Genomic DNA, 16,998 nt, shown 5'->3' on the forward strand with positions numbered 1-16,998 from the left:
CCCTCGTCTACACCCGCTGCCCGACTCGTCCCATCCGTAACGGCCATACGGTTCGGTCGCTCACTTCCCCTATGAACCTCGCGCCGGGGGCCTGGAAGTACGCCATCGTTCCGCTACTCGCCGCCCCGTTCGCACTCGTCATCAGCGTCACCGCGAGCCTCGTCGCGCTCGCGGTCGGCGCCGGTACCCTCGCCTTTTTCCGCGATCCCGACCGCACCCCGCCGCCGACCGGCGTCGTCGCGCCGGCCGACGGGAACGTCTCGGTCCTCCGGGAGGAGGGCGACCGGGTCCGGCTGGGGATCTTCATGAACGTCTGGCACGTCCACGTCGTCCGCGCCCCCTTCGCCGGTCGCGTCACCGACGTCGAACACGTCTCCGGTGCCAACCGCCCCGCGTTCTCGAAGGAGTCCGACCGCAACGAACGCGTCCACGTCCGTCTCGAGACCGATTCGCCGAACCTGCCGTCCACCGAAGACGCCGACGCGGTCGCAACCGACGGATCGACGCCCCACCCCGACGAGCCCGACTCCGACGCCGAGGTGACCCTGATCGCCGGCGCGTTCGCCCGCCGGATCCACCCCTACGCCGAGCGCGGCGACGCCCTCGAGCGCGGCGATCGCGTCGGCCACATCGCCTTCGGCAGCCGCGTCGATCTGCTCTTTCCGCCGACCGTCGACGTCGCGGACGTCGCCGTCGATATCGGCGACTCGATGACCGCCGGCGAAACCGTCGTCCTCGAGTCGAATCCCGGCGACCTCGGCGGCGGATTCGACCTCGAGACCGGTTCGGACTCCGGCCCCGACGACCGGGACGAATAACGACTTCGCGGCCGCGCCTCGACCGGTCCCGTTCGGCCGTGACCGGGAGCGTACCTTTATCTGACAGCGAGCGGCCAACGCGGCCGTGATCGATCTCGACTGGGAGACCGACCGCATCGACGGCGTGACGCTCGTGTCGGCGACGATCGAAATCGCCGCGACGACCCCCCAGCGGGTCCGACTCGAGAGCCGACTCGAGGGCCCGGTCTGGCCCCCGACGGACGGCGACCGGCCCGCGGCGTGGACCGACGCCGCCTGGGAAGGCGTGATCGACCCCGATCGCCGCCACGGAATCGGCTTCGCGAGCCCGGCATCACCGGTCGAGCCGCCGCTCGCCGTAACCGATCACCGACGGGTCTCGAGCGACCGCTCTCCGCGGCCGGCGGCCGTCCTCGCCTCGCTGACCGGGTGGAAACCGACGTCGACCGTCGTCGGACGGGAGCGATGATCGTCGCGATCACCGGCGGGAAAGGAGGCGTCGGCAAGTCGACGGTCGCACTGAATCTCGCGCACGAACTGGACGGGGTCGTCGTCGACGGCGACCTCACGACCGCGGACCTCCCTCGAGGCGGCGGCCCCGATCTCCACGACGTGCTGGCCGACCGCGCCGACCCGCTCGAGGCGGTCGACAGACACGGCCCGGTTCGGCTGCTTCCCTGCGGGCGAACGCTTTCCGGTGCCCGCGCGGCCGATCTGTCGGCGTTTCCGATGGTCGTTCGGCGACTCGAGCGCGAGTACGGCCGCGTCGTGATCGACTGTCCCGCCGGGCTGGCACGCGATGTCGGCCGGCAACTCGCGAGCGCCCACGTGGCCGTTCTCGTCGCGACGCCGACCGAACCCGCGCTCGCCGACGCCGTGCGAACGCGACGGGTCGCGCTCGACCTCGAGACGCCGGTCGCCGCCGTCGCCCTCAACAGGACGGCCGGAGCGGTCACCGACGGCGTCGCCGACCGCATCGAACGGACCGTCAGCGCCCCGGTACTTTCCCTCGAGGAGCGGTCGGTGATCGCCGACGCACAGCGGCAGGGGCGACCGATCGCGGCCGTCGCACCCGATTGCCCGGCGGTCGACGCCGTTTGCACCCTCGCTCGGCGGCTCGAGCGCTGTACGACACACCGGGACGACCGGATCGACGCTCACGACTGATCGTCCGCCGCGCTGGAGCGAAATAACCCGAGAACGGTCGTCCGGCCGATACCTGGGTCCGGATCTCAGGATCGGCTGCCGGTCGCCTCGATCGACGCCGGCGACCGGCCATCGAACGCGAGACGGATCCGTTCGGAATCGGCGTTGTCACCTCTGAACTTCGAGATTGACAGGATGTGGTCGGTCCCGTCCCCCGCCGGCCTCGACTCGAGTTCGAAGACCGCGTCGGCGGCGTGAAGCGTCGCCGTCCGATTCGCCGGCACCGCCGGCCCCTCGAGGCAGTGCAACAGGCCGACGCTCTCCGTCGCGACCAGCCGTTCCACGAGTCCGTCGAGAAAGGAGACGTACGTCGCCCGGTCCGCGGTCTCCATCGCGTTCGCCGAATCGACGATGAGCGTCGACGACGCCGGCAACGTCTCGACCAACGCCGCCGCGTCGTCGAGCCCCGTCTCGCCACCGAGGCGACGCACTGTCGGGGTCCCGGTCTCGAGCGTAGCGGCCTCGAGCGCCCGCGAGACGCTCGCCGTCGACCGTTCGGTCGACAGATAGAGCGTCCCGCGGACGGCGGTCGTCCCGTAGAGCAACTGCTCCGACTGACTGGCTGGCTCCGCGACCACCGCGACGAGCGATCCCGGAGCCAGTCCACCGCCGAGCGTCCGATCGAGCGCGTCGATTCCCGTCGGCAACAGATCTTCGTCGTACGCCACTGGCGTCCGATCCGGTGCCAATCGCCGCTCTATCGTCCGCGCGATCTGCTCGTAGGCATCCCGCGTCGCCTCGTCGGTCAGCGGTGTCGACGCCTCGGGGACCCGCCCCAGAACCGGGACCCGCGTCCACGAGTCGACCGCCTCCGGCACGCGGTCACACTTGTTCAGCACCGCGCCGAGTATCGGCACCTCGAGCCGGCGCGCCATCTCGATCGTCGTCTCGGCGGCCGAGAGACTGCGCTCCGTCTCCGTCGTAACCACGATCACCCCGTCGGCGGCCGACAGCGGCTCGACGACGTCGGGGCCCGCACCCGACGGACAGTCCACGAACGTTCGCTCGACCGCCCCCTCGAGTCGATCGAACGCCGCCTCGAAGTCGACCCGGTCGGACGGCTCCGGTGCCGCGACCAGCCCCGCGCCGTCCGCCCGCGGACTCGACTGGACGACCGTCTCGGCGACGGCCGACTCGGACTCGAGCGCCGCGAGCGTCGGCTCTCGATCGACGCCACCGGCCACGTGGAGGTTCGGCAGTTGACGATCGGCGTCGACCGCGACCGCCGTCGCCGTCTCTCGGCCGACCGCCTCCGCGAGCCCGATCGTCGTCACCGTCTTTCCGCAACCGCCTTTCGCTCCTGCGATAGCGATCATAGCGACAGTCTTGCGGCTTCCTTTTTGAACGTCCGCCCGGCAGCCTCGTCGGTGCTGGCTCGTCTTCAGTTACCCTCTCGGTGAATTCGGTACTTCGTCTCGCCTGTTGGTTAGCATAGGACCGTCTCGTGAAACAGTCCCTACACTAGATAAAATATTTATATACTGAATTTAATTTTGTAGCTATAATATGGGTTGGAGAACGAATCGAACTCGCCGGACGTGGCTGGCGAGTTGTGCCAGTACTGCTGCCGGTATTTCGATCCTCGCTGGCTGTACGAGCGATAGTTCCGAACCGGCCGATGACGAGTCCGAGGACGACGCGCTTGCAGCCGACACGTGGCCCATGTACGGCGTCGATCCGCAAAATACGGGCTATCATCCGACGGCGACCGGGCCGACTAGTGAGGACGTACAAGTGCGGAAACTATTCGACGGGGAGGGCTCTATCAGTAACAGTCCCGTCATCGTCGACGGCACGCTCTATGTCATCGCGACCACTCGCTTGCACGCGATCGATTTAGAAACGGGAGAACTCGAGTGGCAGAAAGAAGTCAACGCGTCTCCCGCTGCCCACCCAGCCGCTGACAATGAACGAGTGTTCGCCGGGACGAGAGATGGAATCGTTGCAGCTGATCTCGAGGACGGCGAAGTCCAATGGCGAAACGATATCGGAATCAGTAGCGTCAATCCCGTGCCGGTGAATGATGGCGTCATCGGCATACAAAACCTATTCCTCCACTATTTTGATCTAAAGAATGGTAATGAAAGTACCCTCCATGACATGCGTGACCATCAAGGAGGATATCCATATACATATGTTCCTGCCGTTAATAACGGAAATGTGTATTTTGTTAGCGAAAATACCATTTATGCAGTAGATATTGAGGATGAGAATATTCAATGGCAATTTGAAAGTTCTACAGAAGAACCATTAGGCGAAAGTGATCCAACTATCTTCAATGAGACAGTCTATGTCGGTGGAGAGGACCAACACCTGTATGCAATCAAAGATGGTTCTGAGAGATGGAAACTAGAAATTGATGAACCAATAACGTGCAGTCCATCAGTAGCACCGGAAACAGTCTATTTCGGCGGCGGTGGAGCAGGGGCACAGAAATTCTTTGCTGTAGATATTAATGAAAAAATTTACGAATGGGATCCAAAAGACCTCCGTTATAGTGTGAGTGCAAAACCAGTAATAACCGATGATATAGTGTATGTGTCTAGCTATTATGATTTACTTGCATTTGATACAGAAGATGGAAGTGTGACGTGGGAAATTAAAGAGTTTGGGCAAGAGGGCGGTGAATCAATTAGGGCCCCACCTGCTATTTCTGATGAAACACTCTACGTTCCTACAGCAGAGGGGAACGTCTATGCTATAGAAGACGCCTAACTATTCACTGGAAGGTCCCCACTCGAGATACAACCGCTACTGTTCTCGAAGCCAGCACCGACCTCGTTCCAGCCTCTCGAACAATTCTTTTGTGGCGAATTTGATGATTTATACCTCCATGGATCGCCGACGCCAGGGGAGCCTTTTGTCAGTAGTTGTGGGCTCGGAACGATGATCGGAACTACAAGTTCATTCTCGAACGAAATCGGTTCGACAGAACCGACTGCAAGTTCGTCCTGATCCGCCCGCGAGGGCACGTCGATTGTCGTCTCGGTGTCCTGTCGGACGTACGTCAGTCCGGTAGCACTCGTCGGCTCACCATCGGTAGCTCGTAGTTCGAAGCGAGCGTATTCGCCCTGTATTTCGAGATAATACGCATCGAGCTGAAGATAGAATAACGATGGCCAGGGCATCAGAGGAAATCCGGGATGACCGATTCCATCGAGATACCCTGCCCCCATAGGTGCGTGTTCCGTCCTATTAACATCGTCAATCGAAAGCGTTTCACCGCCATTCGGGCGGACCGCCGGAACGTCGGTCCGATTGACCGTTTCCAAAGAGAGATAGGTCGGCGATGCCTCGACTTGATAGTTCACGTTCTCCATCAGCGACGAATCCTTGAGCGAACCCTGCGTATCCTCGGGTCGCGTTTCGGGATCCATCATTCTGTCGACAAAATTTATCGGTCCGCCGAGCAGGTCGTTGCTCGTGTCGAGCAGTCCACCGAGAAGATCGTTGAGTATAGCACTGCTCTCACCGAGCGTCGTGTCGTGCCACTCGCTCACTTTGTCGATGTTATCGTATGTATTTTCGAAGTACCGTTTACGGACTTCCGCTCGAAGGAGGTCCGCAGTGTTGGCGTACGGTTCGGACGCGTTCTGATACACTGACTCGCGTTCGACATCTCTTACATTGCTCTCGACGTTCCCGAGCGGACTCGGTCGCTCGACCATGTTCCAGAGATCCGTCCGATGTGGCTCGACACTCGTGAGGACTTCGTAGTGGGTATGGTTGAGTTCCGAAAGCGCCCACTCGTAGAGTTCGTCCTCGTTTCGTGGACTGACATCGATATCGGGATCAGCTGAGTAGGGAATCTCCGCCTCGAAATCACGCTCCATGATTATCGAGCTACTTGAATCTTCGAGCGCTCGCTCGAGTTCACGTTCTTGGGAACGGACAGTGGTTGAGTCGAGGTCGAAGATTTCCCTGACTGCTTTCGTCCTGATGGTTTCGAAGTTATCAACAGATCTATACTCTTCGTCCCATGAGTCAGTCTGGAACGGTGATTCAATCCCACGACTTCCCCGTTCCACACTGATGTCATCGGAAACGAGATCACCACTGATCGTATAGTTCGCGCTGTATGTGATATCATCCTCCCAATTCCAATGTGTATGTGGAGATCGATTTTCATCTTCGTGTTTCCAATCAGCACTGACTCCGATGGTGTTCTCGTATCTAATATCTGTTTCAGCAAAATCTCGATCATCAAAGCTGGTGCCATTACTCTCTGTAGGTATCTTAATCGACACATCAGCATCTGCCTGTGAAGAACTAGCGTGATAGGTCACATTGAAGGGACCTGTCCAATTCCCCGGATTTTGTGCCCAGTCTTCTGGTGATAATGGATCTGGTAATCGATTATACCTGACCAAATCTCGTTCTCTTGTTTCTACACCTACCTGATATATATCGTTTATAACTCCCTGTATCTCTGAGTTACGCGGATATTCCCTCGAAAATGTGTCTTCGAACTCAGATAGAGTGCCGTCACCTTCTTGTCGAAAATCACCAATTCTACCAGCTATTTCTTGATTTCCCAATTTGTCAGAGAAGTAGCTATTAAGGTAAAAGTCGTTAAATTTACTATTCTGTTTGAGTGAGTGGTTAAACTCCGCTTCGATCTGCTCCATCTTCATCCCAGCCGCCATCTGCATATACCCCAAATCGGCGAACGGATGAGCCTGAATCTCGACGTCGGTTTCGACGTTGTCCTCGAGCATCGTCAGTGCAATCTCCTGAACGGTGGGTGGGTCGGGTAGCTCACCGTCCTGATCGAGCAGATCGGCGTTACAGAGGTCGGATTCGTTGGCGAGGGAACTCCCGTTCGAGAGGAAGTCTTCGGTCTCGATGTCGCCCGCGCTCGAGGCGAGATCGCCGGCCATACACAGCGTCGGCTGGAGCATGGCGCGGTCCTTGTACGGGTCGGTCGTGCCGAAGGTGCGCTCCTGCAAGCCGAAGATGGCGTCGTTGACCATGACCTCGGTGTGGTCGTTGGGCGTCAGGTTATCGAACGCCGGCTGGCTGCTCGAGAGGCGGTCGTAGTAGGCCTTGCCCCAGGTGTAGGGAAACAGCCGGGCAGCCGTATATCGACCGAGGCCGTCGTACTCGTCGGTTTCGAAAAAGCCGGTATTGAGCTGGCGCTGGAATTCGTCGGTTCGGTCCTTGAGCTGGTAGAGCGGGGTCGCGACCGAGACGGTCAGATCGCGGCGTTCGGTGATCGGCTCGCCGTCGATCTCGTTTCCGGTGAGTTCGACGTCCGCGACCTCGACGGTGAGGACGCCGGTCTCGGGTCGCTCGAGCGAGACGCGGTCGATCGCGGCCGAGAGGTCGTCGCTGTCGTTCCAGTCGATGCGATCCATAGCGGCCCCGGCGGTGGTGTCGTGGCCGACCTGCTGGGACGTGGTCGCGAACGACTCGGCGACCTCCCGGTAGACGAGGAGTTTGAGATACTGGTCGAAGACGGGTTCGTCGTCGTCGAATGCGGCCTCGACGGTTTGACTCGCACCGTCGGTCGACGTGACGGGCGCGCTGGCGGCCGTCTCGGTCGCCCGGAGGACGGACCGTCGCAACTCCGAGACGGCGACCGATTCGGCGCGGTCGATGGCCACTGCCCGTTCGGCGTCGACCTCGGGCGCGTCTCTGGAGTCGAGGACGCCGACGATGGCGATGCTACTGATCAACAGGAGAACTGCGATCAGAGCGAACGGAATCCGGGCGCGGTCGTCTGCTGCGATCGAAACTGTGTGTGGGCGGTCGGTCATGTTACCAGGTCTGAATCGTGATGGTTACGTCGGCGGTCGATGTTTCGTCGGCGAGCAGCGCCGCGATCCGCTCGTCGCGGGCAACGCCGCTGTACTCGTCGTCGATCGTCGCGGTCTCCTCGGCGAAGGCGTCCTGCAGGTCCTCGGCGAGCCACTCTCCGAGCCCCTCCCGGCCGAATCGGTCGGCGTCGGCGATCCCGCGGCAAACGTGCGCGTTCGCCTCGAGGGCGTCCGCTTCTTCGCGTTTGAGCGGACCGTGATGGTCGGGGTTCGTCGTCCCGGTGAACTCGTACTCGAGCGGCGCGACCATACGCTCGTACTGGAAGACGGCGAGTTCGTGGGACAGCCCCTGGCTCTCGAGGGCCAGTTGCGTCTCCTCGGGCGGGAAGTAGCCGCGGAGGATCGCGTCTCCGAGGACCATTCCCGCGGCCTCGAAGCGGGCCGAGTCGGAGTCCGCGACGAGGTCGGTTCGGCCCTCAAGTCGATCGTACCAGTCCGTTCCGCCCTCGAGGTACGCGCGTTCGATCGCGTCGTCGTCGACGGCCGGCAGGCCGCTCGAGGCGGAGAGGGTCACGCTCGAGACGTCCGCGGTCGGCGGCGGTCGTTCGCCGGCGGTCGCCGTCCCGCTGATCGACGCGTTCTCGTAGGGTTCCCACTCGGCGACGGCGTAGAACTCGCGATCGGAGCCGATCAGTGCGCTCCCGATAGAGGCGGCGACGGCGGCTTCGAACTCGTCGCCCGTAGGACGGATCGGCGTCCCGTCGATGCGGGCGTTCGCGACGGCCGCGTCCGCGAGCAGGCCGGTCGCGGACCCGTACTCGGTCCGGTGGTACTCGCCGGGTCGTTCGGCGACCGGGTCGGCGTCGGCGAGGCTGTACTGGACGCTGATGGTCGTCGCACCGAGTACCGCGGCCGTGTGGTCGGCCCGGTCGCCGTCGGGGTCGGGTGCGGCTCCGTACAGGTGCGTACCGAGCAACAGGACGCTCGCGCTGACGAGCAACAGTGCCATCGCGACGTCCATGACCGTACTCACCGCTCGGTCCGATCTCATCCGTTCCACACCCCCACGAGCAGCGTCCCGCGGCGCACGTCGCCGGGAGCCGTCGCCACGGCGACGGAGCGCTCGGCCACGCCGGCCTCCTCGGGCGGACCGTCGAGTTCCTCCTCATCGATCGCGGTCGGATTCGACGTTCCGTCGGTTCCGAACACGGCGGTACCGACGACGGTTTCGTGACCGTCGGCGACGATCGTGAGCCGGACGTAGACGTTCCGGCCGTGTGGCAAGGATCCGGTCTCGACTCCGTCCGCGAGGTCACCGTCGTGAGCGCGAACGACGCCGTCGCTCTCGAGGTCGTCGGCGATCCGATCGAGCGCCGTCGTTTCGGTGGTTCGATCGGTCGTGCCGGGAAGCGTGTCGGAGAGATAGAGCCCGTAGAGACCGATCCCGGCGACGAGCGCCGAGACGGCGACGAGTGCGGCGAGGGGGTCGGTTTGTCCTCGGTCAGACATCGACGAGCGTGACATAGAACGAATCGGCCTCCGTATCGCGACTCACGTAGCCTCGATCGTCGACGCCGGTCGTCTCGAGCGTCTGTCCGCCGGACGGACAGATCGCGACCGTCTCGTCGCCCCGTTCGGCGCGAACGGTTTCGGTACACAGTTCGGTGCCGCCGGCTTCGACCCGCACGTCGATCGGAAACGACATCGAGGAGGTCCGCTCGAACTCGTCGTGGGTGATCGTCTCGGCCTGCCTCGTCGCGGTTGCCCGGACGGTTTCGTCGATGCGTCCTCGATCGCCACTCCCGTCTGCCCGCAGCCGTATCCCGGTTTCCGCGGTCGATTCGTACTCGAGGGTGACCTCGTGGGTCTGGTCGCCGGGAACGCGTTCGATATCGAGGGCGGCACTGACGGTCGGCAGCGGTCTCGTAGCGACGGTTCGGGTGCGTAACGGTCCGTTCGCCGTCCGCCACTCGTCCGTGTTCGTCTCGTATGCCGATTCGACATCCGCGAGAAAGGCGTCGACCGCGCTCCGGTCCGGGTTCTCGATCGCCGCCGCGTACTCCGCTTCGATGGCGCGGCCGGCCGAGACGTTCTCGAGTCGCTCGTTCCCCATGACGGGGACCACGTGACCGTAGGTGAGCGTCGCTCGCGTCGTGCCGTGTTCGTTTCGCATCGCGACGGTTCGGCCGGTGAACTCGATCGCAGTCGCGTCGTGGTCGTAGGTCGAACTCGCCTCGTAGGGACTGCCGGCCGTCTCTTCGATGGCGTTCGCCGCTCGGTTCGCGTCCGGTGGCGGGCCGGTCGGTAGACCGAGCGCGACGGTACCGACGGCGGCGCTGACGATGGAGACGGCGAGCCAGACGTACCAGCCGTCGATCGGTGCTTCCAGGTGCATGCCCTCGCTGGCCGCGTGTTCGTATTTAAACCTCAGTCGGTCGCGGGTCGCATCCTCGAGACTGAGCCGAAAGGAGGCGAGACCGGCCGATCAGAGGACGGCACCGATGGCGGTCACCGTCACGACGTACAGTACCATCGCGGAGACGAGCGTCCGACCGACGTGATAGCCGACGAGGGCTCGATCGATGCCGTGACGCAGTGCGATCGACAGCGGCGTGATGATGACACACAGCAGTATCAGGTAGACGCCGATGACGATTCCGAGCGACTCCGTCGGAAAAGTAGCCGCGTCGATCTCGCCCGACGCGACGAGCGCGTCGCTGGCCATCATGTCGGCCATGCCGACGGTGGCACCGGCCACGAGCGGCGCGAAGTACGCCGCGGTGTTGTCGAGGGTCCCGGTCACCTGCTCTAAGTTCCGCTTGGTTTCGGCCTCGACGGCCTCGAGTTCCTCGAGGTGGTCGGCCATGGAGACGATAGCGCGGCCCGCGGGTTTCCCCTCGTCGGCCGCGATCGCGAGCAACGCGGCGGTCCCGTGAGCGCGCGAGCTGGGAACGTGTCGGAGCGCGCCGTACTCGCCGAGGAAGGCCTCCCGGACGCCGGTCTGAAGCCGCCGCTGGAGGCCGGCCGCGCGCTCGAAGACGGCACCGGTTTCGCCGGGGATCCGGTCGCCGGCGAGTTCGACGGCGGACTCGACGGACTCCCCCTCGGCAACCTGTTGACCGACGACGTACAGCGCGTCGGTGAGGTGTGCCTCGATGTCGCGGACGTGGTGTCTGACTCCGAGGATCGGCCGGTAGGTCACGAGGAGTGCGACTCCGAGTCCGATACCGACGGCGGCGATGGGCGCGAGGTGTGCGGGGCCGACCGCAACGAGGACGGGATAGCTTCCGCCGCCGGCGACGACGCCCCAGAGCGGTCGTAGCCGGAGCCGATCGGGGAGGTCGGGATGGTCGTGACCGATCGTCGGCGGCGGAAAAGCGACCGGGCGGCGGACGAGCAGCCAGAGGCTGGCCACGACGAGCGCACCGGGTAACACGATGTTGTACACGAGAACGACGAGCCAGACGTTGACGGCGTAGCCGACCATCGGCACCGTCGGAACGAGCGAGACTAGCGCGAGCGGGAGCATGATCCCGAAGGCGAACAGGCCGGTCGCCGGCGCACGAATGGCCGACGTAAACTCGGCCATCTGGCTGTGCGTCCCGTCGAGGACGGCCGACAGCGCGCGATCGAGGGTCCGCAACCGTTCGGCTTCCGGGGCGTCCTGGGCGGTCGCGAGCAGGTGTGCTGACCGCCGTAACGCCGGGAACCACTCGGCCCACTCCTCGGCGAAAGCGAGCAGACCGGTCCCGGGGGTCCCCATCGCGCGATCGATGTGCGCGTCGAGACTCCGCGATAGCGGCCCCGAGCCGGTGTCGGCCGCGAACCGGACCGCGCTCTCGAGGGCGGGCTGGACCTGCATGCGCAACACCGCCCGGCCGATCAGGTTCGGGGTGTCACCGAGGGCCTCGGTCCGGCGAAACGCCGCCCGCAGATGGGGGATCGAGTGAACCGCGTGGATCGCCGTGATCGGCGCCACGAGGACGAAAAACGCGACGAACGAGAGCGGGGCCGGCGTCAGTAACAGCCCCAGCGGAAAGATGGCGGCGAGGATTCCGGTCCCGTAGCCCGCTCTGACGACCGTCTCGGGATCGTGGGGCGAGCCGGTAAACGACAGCGACTCCGTGAGGCCGTCGCTGGCGTCGACCTCGGCCGGATACAGCGCCGCCAGCGCGCGCACGACGGGCACGAACGTCATCTCGAGATCACCCGCCGGTCCGGTCGGCGTAGGCCCGCGTGACCGCGCGGGGACTCGTTCGGCCCTCGACGGCGAGCCGCGAGAGCAGGTCCGTCCGGGACGTGAGCGCTCGGCGCACGTCGGCATACGCCTCGGTCGGTCCGGCGAGCCGATTTATCAGTCGGCTCTCACCGCGGTCGATCCGGCCGGTCGCGACCGCACGCTCGCCCTCGAGTTCGTACAGCGATTCGAACCGAGGGGTGTCGCCGTCGTCGATCACCTCCTCGATGGCGGCGAGGCGGCGGCTTCGGCCGTCGGGAGTCCGGTGGGTCTGAACGGTCACGATCAGATCCGTCGCGGCGAACGAGGAGTGTTCGACGCCGAGATCGGCGACGACCCGCTCGGCGACGTCGGCGGCCCCGTCGCCGTGGATCGTACCGAGGACGGCGTTGGCATTGGCCCCGACGCGCATCGCCTCGTAGAGAACCCCTGCTTCTTCCCCGCGGATCTCGCCGACGACGAGCGCGCCGTCGCCCAGCCGGAGGGCGGTCCTGAGCGCCTCTGCAGGGTCGATTTCGGGGCCGTCGCCGGTTCCGGTCCGGAGCGCCTGCACGTCGCGGCCAACCGACTGTAACGTCTCGACCGGCAGTTCCGGCGTGTCCTCTATCAGGACCGTCCGCGTTGCTGGCGGGAGTTCGTACAGCAGCGTTCCGAGCAGCGTCGTCTTCCCGGACCCTCTCGTCCCGGCGATCAGGGCGGCGGCGTTTCGCTCGACGACCACCGAGAGCAGCGCCGCGGCCGCCGCCGGCATCGTTCCGTTCGCGACCAGCGCGGGCAGGGTGAACCGCTCGTCCGGCCGCTCCCGGAACGCGAACGCGATCCCGTCGGCAACCGGTTCGGTGACGCCGGCGACCCGGATCCCGGTCCCGTTCTCGAGCGCGGCCGTCGCGTCGACGGTCGGGCTCGCCCGGGAGAAGGCCCGACCGCTGGTGCGCCGAACCCGGGAGGCAAGCGCCTGTACCCCCGCCCGAGTGAGCGAGACGTTCGTCGGCATCGATTCCCCGTCGACGACGACGCGGATCGGGTTCGCCGAGACCGGCGAGGTCACGAAGACGTCGGTCACGCGCGGGTCCGCGAACAGGTCCTCGAGGATCCCGTAGCCGGCCGTATGCTTCGTGAGAACGTTCGCAAGCTTGGTGTTGGCCGGCTCCCCGTTCGCGTGTTCGATGGCCCGCGACCCCGCCCGGTCCCCCTCGACGACTCCCTCGGCGATCGCCTCGTACCCCGCGAGGAGGAGCCGCCTATCGCTATTCGAGAGGGTCGTATCGACGACCTCGAGAGCGTACCGCGGCGTCTCGTCGGGTCGGTCGTAGATCCGCGCCTCACTGCCGGTCGGCAGCGAGCGCGCGTCGACGAGCCGTGCCCCCTCGTCGATCGACCGATCGACGAAGTACTGCCCGATCGTGAGTCCGACGGTCGCGGTCAGGGTCGACTCGTAGCTCTCGGCGCGCTCGGCGGCCGCCACGAGGCCCGATTCGACGCCGATATCGGCGATCGGTCCGACTCGGGTCCGCAACTCCTCGCCGACGGCGAGCGGGTCCCGAGCGGCGGCCGACGCCAGCCGATCGGCGCGATCGCCCAGCAGCGCGACGAACCGGCCGGCCGAGCCCAGCAGGGCCACGCCGCGGTCGTCGTACCGCCGCTCGAGGCCGTTCGATCGCACGACGATCGCGTTCGCTTCGCTATCGGTGAGCGCCTCGATTGCGGTCCGGCGACAGGGGACGGCGGACTCGAGGCGGCCGTGACAGTCGCTCGCGTCGATCCGGAGCGTCTCCCCTTCGCTGGCCGTCCGACACGTACACTGGGCGGCCGGCTCGTCGCCCCAGCTATCGAAGCGGCCCCCGAGGTCGAGCAGTGTGCCGTCGACGCGATCGACGACCGAGCGGAGCCGTCCGGGTGGGTTCTGCAACATACCGACGCTGGCTGCGGCATCCGATTTAAACTCACAGCCGGCTCGCGACGACGACCGGGTCGCCGTCCGCGTCGGTTCGAAGCGTCAACGCGACCCTGATCTCGCCACGGCCACGGACCTCGAGCGGGGCGGTGCCGTCGGGATCGTTCCCGACGATCCGTTCGTCGATCACCGTTTCACGGGTCCGTCCATCCGCGAGTGCATATCGAACGACGGTGGCGCGTTGGTCGGCCCGCGGGACGATCCGAACGTGGTCGACGGAGACGGTCGTAAGCGAGTCACGCTGGAGCGGCAACTCGACGACGCGCCGGGGATTCGGGTGACCGTCGGGCGAGGGCTCCTCGGTTTCGACGAGATCGGTCGCGGCGTCGTCGATCGACGCGATTCCCGTCTCGACCTGCCGGTGCGTGTTCAGCGTCGCACCCCGATCGATCGCCGGCGCGGCGAGCACGGCGAGCGCGACCGTCAGGACGGCGGCGACGACGTAACGGTTCACGGGAGTCTGTCCCGGATCGAGCCGAGGAGGCCGCCCCCCTCGTCGGCCCCGTCCGCGGCCGCTGTGCCGTCCGCCTCGTCGTCCGACGGCGAGCCGTCGCTCGAGCGGTCGTCCGTCACCGGTTCCGATGATGACCGATCGTCGGCGTCCGAACCGGACCCGACCGGGGTCGCTCGAGCCCCGTCGTCGGCCGGCGACACGATCGCCTCGACGGTCCGTTCGACGTCGTGACGCTCACCGCTTTCCCCGGCCGCGTCCGTGGACGCGGCGGACGATCTCCCCTCGCCCGCATCACGTTCGGCCCGCTCCTCGACCGTTTCCGTCGCCACCGCTCGTTCGCGCGTCCCCTCGTCTCCCGGCTCGACGCCGGGGCGTGGATCTGTCCGATCGCGGGTCCCCTCGAGAGTTTGTTCGAGGCCATCGATGCGATACTCGAGCCGGTCGACCGCCGCCACGGCCGCGTTGGCCCGCCGTTCGACCGCCACGTCTGCCGCGTCGCCGCCGCCGACGGCTCCCTCGAGCGCGTCGACCCGTCCCTCGAGGTCGGCGAGCCGACGGTCGTGTGCCTCGAGGCGTTCGACGGCCGTTTCGAGATCCGCGGCGATCGACGCGCGGTCCTCGAGCGCCGGTACCTCGGGGTCACCGTCGACGACCGCGCGCTCGAGGGCCGACAGCCGCCGTTCGATCCGTTCGATGTCGCTCATGGCGAGCGTTGCCCCGCGATCACGGATAAACCCCCGACCGAGTTCGTTCGGTACCGCCCAGCGAGTCGATGAACGAGTCGTTTCTGCCGGTAAACGTGACGTTCCGTCGGGTGAGTTCAGCTGAATCCGGGGTAACCGACGAAACGGTCGACCCGGTATATCATCTGTGGCGGGCAACGATCGATCGACGAGTTCGATGGCGAGTCCCCCCTCCCTCGACGATCGACGATCCGCGGGCTCGAACGTTTCGGACGACCGTCCCGACGAGGATCACGGCGTCCTCGAGCGCGCCGTCCCGAGACTGGCGACGCCGATCCGCGCCGTCGGGTTCTGGGCGGCGATCGTTCTCCCCGCAGCCTACCTCCCCTTGCTCGCGACCGGTCTCTCCTCGGGGCTCGAGGGCGGACTCTTTCTCGGCCTGCTCGCCGGCAACCTGCTGGCGCTGTACGTCGGCCACGCGCATCGCCGGTAGGGTCTGCCTACTCGCCCGCCTCGCGCGACCGGACCTGTCCCAGTTCCCGGCGGATCGCTCGGCGTTTCACGAGGAGGAAGCCGCCAATGATGATACCGAAGCCGATTAGCGCGGCGGCGTCGACGACCTCGCCGAGGTAGAGCCAGCCGACCACGGCCGCGACGATCGGGGCGACGTAGGAGACCATGTTGATCTCGACGGCACCCAGCCGCTCGAGCAGTTCGAAGTAGATGAGAAAGCCGACGGCACTGGCACCCACCGAGAGGTACGCGAGCGCACCGATCGCCTCGGGGTGGGCCCAGGCGGTCGGGACGATCGGTTCCCCGAGCGCGAGGCTTACGAGGTGTAACAGCGCTGCGCCGCCGAGCATCGACCAGGCCTCCATCGTCTCGATCGGGAGGTCGGCGTCGATCCGGCGGGTGAGGACGCTGCCGAGGGCAAAGGCCAGCGCGGCACAGAAGACCAGCCCCTTGGCGACGGCGTCCGTCGCGAGCAGGCCGCCCGGATCGGGGCGGACGACGATGGCGACGCCGACGAGTCCGACGACGACGCCGACGAGACCGACGGGCGAGAGCGCGTCCGAGGGGACCAGCGCTCGCGCGAACCCAGTACTCAGGACCGGCGAGAGACTCACTACGATGGCGGCCGCCGCGGCGGTCGTGTGCAACTGGCCGACGAACAGGAAGGCGTGGTAGGCCGCGATCAGGAGTCCGGCACCGACGGCGACCTGCCACCAGCCGGCGCGGTCGCGCGGGCGCCAGTCGGCGACGACGGCCGCGTATGCGAGCATCAGGACGCCGGCGACGTCGTATCGCAGCGCCGCGAACAGTATCGGCGGGAGATGCGAGAGGCCGGCGCTGATCGCGACGAACGCCGATCCCCACAACGCTGCAAGCACCAGAAAGAGCGAGAGGGTCCGATAGCGGCTCACGGTGGCTCTCCCGTGAGAAAGGACCTATGAATTTCGGTTCGGGTCGACGCCGGCGGCGAGCGCTCGGTCGACCGGACGCCACCGGGCCGCAGTCTCAAAGCGACGGCAGTTCGCGGATCTCGACTTTCTCCTCGGTCTGTTTGAACTGCTCGAGCAGGGGTTTGACGTCGTCGAACCCCTCGTCGAGGACGACGTCGCCGCTACGGAGTTCGTAGTCGACGATGTCGTAGTCGGCGAGCCGCGGGAGGTGGTTGTGGACCAGCGAGACGTAGATCCGCTGTCGCTGCTCCTTCTCGATCGTCGCGGGCCGGGCGTCGAGTTCCCAGGCGGCGACCTGTGTGACGACGTCCTCGAGGTTCGCAGTCGCGTCCTCGGCCAGCTGATAGAGGAGATACCGGCGTTCGGACTCGGCGAGGAGGGAACAGGCCGCTTCCATTCGGCTCGCGTTCGTCTGGTTCATACGTCGAGCAGGCACCCAGTGGTA

General features: G+C 65.5%; 16 protein-coding genes. 5 read left to right on the forward strand and 11 right to left on the reverse strand.

From position 1 onward, the window contains the following. Positions 1-71: 71 nt before the first annotated feature. The 3 genes from A6E15_RS03090 to A6E15_RS03100 all read left to right on the forward strand — a co-directional run bounded on the left by A6E15_RS03090 (position 72) and on the right by A6E15_RS03100 (position 1,964). The gene (locus A6E15_RS03090) at positions 72-818 is read left to right on the forward strand and encodes a protein sorting system archaetidylserine decarboxylase (protein ID WP_076143529.1); all 747 of its coding nucleotides are present in this window, start codon (positions 72-74) and stop codon (positions 816-818) included. 85 nt (positions 819-903) lie between these two features. Beyond that, positions 904-1,266, forward strand: a complete 363-nt coding sequence (locus A6E15_RS03095; RefSeq protein ID WP_076143531.1) for a DUF7857 domain-containing protein — start codon at positions 904-906, stop codon at positions 1,264-1,266. Next, the gene (locus A6E15_RS03100; RefSeq protein ID WP_076143533.1) at positions 1,263-1,964 is read left to right on the forward strand and encodes a P-loop NTPase; all 702 of its coding nucleotides are present in this window, start codon (positions 1,263-1,265) and stop codon (positions 1,962-1,964) included. Before A6E15_RS03095 ends, A6E15_RS03100 begins: the two co-directional genes overlap by 4 nt. 65 nt (positions 1,965-2,029) lie before the next feature. Here A6E15_RS03100 and A6E15_RS03105 read toward each other — a convergent pair whose 3' ends face one another. Further along, the gene (locus A6E15_RS03105; protein WP_076143536.1) at positions 2,030-3,319 is read right to left on the reverse strand and encodes a DUF7125 family protein; all 1,290 of its coding nucleotides are present in this window, start codon (positions 3,317-3,319) and stop codon (positions 2,030-2,032) included. Between the two features lie 190 nt (positions 3,320-3,509). Here A6E15_RS03105 and A6E15_RS03110 point away from each other — a divergent pair, with 190 nt between their 5' ends. After that, complete coding sequence (locus A6E15_RS03110) at positions 3,510-4,718, forward strand: outer membrane protein assembly factor BamB family protein (RefSeq protein WP_084177329.1); 1,209 nt, start codon at positions 3,510-3,512, stop codon at positions 4,716-4,718. Here the strand turns inward: A6E15_RS03110 and A6E15_RS03115 are convergent. The 8 genes from A6E15_RS03115 to A6E15_RS03150 all read right to left on the reverse strand — a co-directional run bounded on the left by A6E15_RS03115 (position 4,715) and on the right by A6E15_RS03150 (position 15,111). Then, positions 4,715-7,762: a DUF7286 family protein gene (locus A6E15_RS03115; RefSeq protein ID WP_076143541.1), complete on the reverse strand. Its 3,048-nt coding sequence runs from the start codon at positions 7,760-7,762 to the stop codon at positions 4,715-4,717. The two genes, A6E15_RS03110 and A6E15_RS03115, sit on opposite strands and share 4 nt — an antisense overlap. Before the next feature lies 1 nt (position 7,763). Continuing rightward, positions 7,764-8,813: a DUF7284 family protein gene (locus tag A6E15_RS03120; RefSeq protein ID WP_245800526.1), complete on the reverse strand. Its 1,050-nt coding sequence runs from the start codon at positions 8,811-8,813 to the stop codon at positions 7,764-7,766. Continuing rightward, positions 8,810-9,286 carry a DUF7285 family protein gene (locus A6E15_RS03125; RefSeq protein ID WP_076143545.1) on the reverse strand — a complete coding sequence of 159 codons (477 nt, stop codon included), beginning with the start codon at positions 9,284-9,286 and terminating at the stop codon, positions 8,810-8,812. The genes A6E15_RS03120 and A6E15_RS03125 overlap by 4 nt, the downstream gene beginning before the upstream one ends. Further along, a complete protein-coding gene (locus A6E15_RS03130; RefSeq protein WP_076143547.1) occupies positions 9,264-10,157 on the reverse strand; it encodes a DUF7283 family protein in 894 nt (297 codons plus the stop codon). Before A6E15_RS03130 ends, A6E15_RS03125 begins: the two co-directional genes overlap by 23 nt. Positions 10,158-10,247: 90 nt before the next feature. Further along, entirely contained in the window at positions 10,248-11,960 is a 1,713-nt protein-coding gene (locus tag A6E15_RS03135; RefSeq protein ID WP_076143549.1) for a secretion system protein, read from the reverse strand. Positions 11,961-11,967: 7 nt separating this feature from the next. Then, complete coding sequence (locus A6E15_RS03140; protein ID WP_076143551.1) at positions 11,968-13,911, reverse strand: ATPase, T2SS/T4P/T4SS family; 1,944 nt, start codon at positions 13,909-13,911, stop codon at positions 11,968-11,970. 31 nt (positions 13,912-13,942) lie between these two features. Next, on the reverse strand, positions 13,943-14,407 hold the full coding sequence (locus A6E15_RS03145; RefSeq protein ID WP_076143553.1) for a DUF7311 family protein: 465 nt from the start codon (positions 14,405-14,407) through the stop codon (positions 13,943-13,945). Next, positions 14,404-15,111 carry a DUF7310 family coiled-coil domain-containing protein gene (locus tag A6E15_RS03150; protein WP_076143555.1) on the reverse strand — a complete coding sequence of 236 codons (708 nt, stop codon included), beginning with the start codon at positions 15,109-15,111 and terminating at the stop codon, positions 14,404-14,406. Before A6E15_RS03150 ends, A6E15_RS03145 begins: the two co-directional genes overlap by 4 nt. 196 nt (positions 15,112-15,307) lie before the next feature. On the opposite strand from A6E15_RS03150, the gene A6E15_RS03155 reads away from it, so the two are divergent. After that, positions 15,308-15,583 carry a hypothetical protein gene (locus A6E15_RS03155; protein ID WP_076148167.1) on the forward strand — a complete coding sequence of 92 codons (276 nt, stop codon included), beginning with the start codon at positions 15,308-15,310 and terminating at the stop codon, positions 15,581-15,583. Between the two features lie 7 nt (positions 15,584-15,590). On the opposite strand, the gene A6E15_RS03160 is transcribed toward A6E15_RS03155, so the two are convergent. Both A6E15_RS03160 and A6E15_RS03165 read right to left on the reverse strand, forming a co-directional pair. Then, on the reverse strand, positions 15,591-16,514 hold the full coding sequence (locus tag A6E15_RS03160) for a DMT family transporter (RefSeq protein ID WP_076143557.1): 924 nt from the start codon (positions 16,512-16,514) through the stop codon (positions 15,591-15,593). Between the two features lie 94 nt (positions 16,515-16,608). Beyond that, complete coding sequence (locus tag A6E15_RS03165; protein WP_076143559.1) at positions 16,609-16,974, reverse strand: DUF7344 domain-containing protein; 366 nt, start codon at positions 16,972-16,974, stop codon at positions 16,609-16,611. Between the last annotated feature and the right edge of the window lie 24 nt (positions 16,975-16,998).

Origin of the sequence: Natrinema saccharevitans (assembly GCF_001953745.1) — an archaeon.
GTDB lineage: Archaea > Halobacteriota > Halobacteria > Halobacteriales > Natrialbaceae > Natrinema > Natrinema saccharevitans.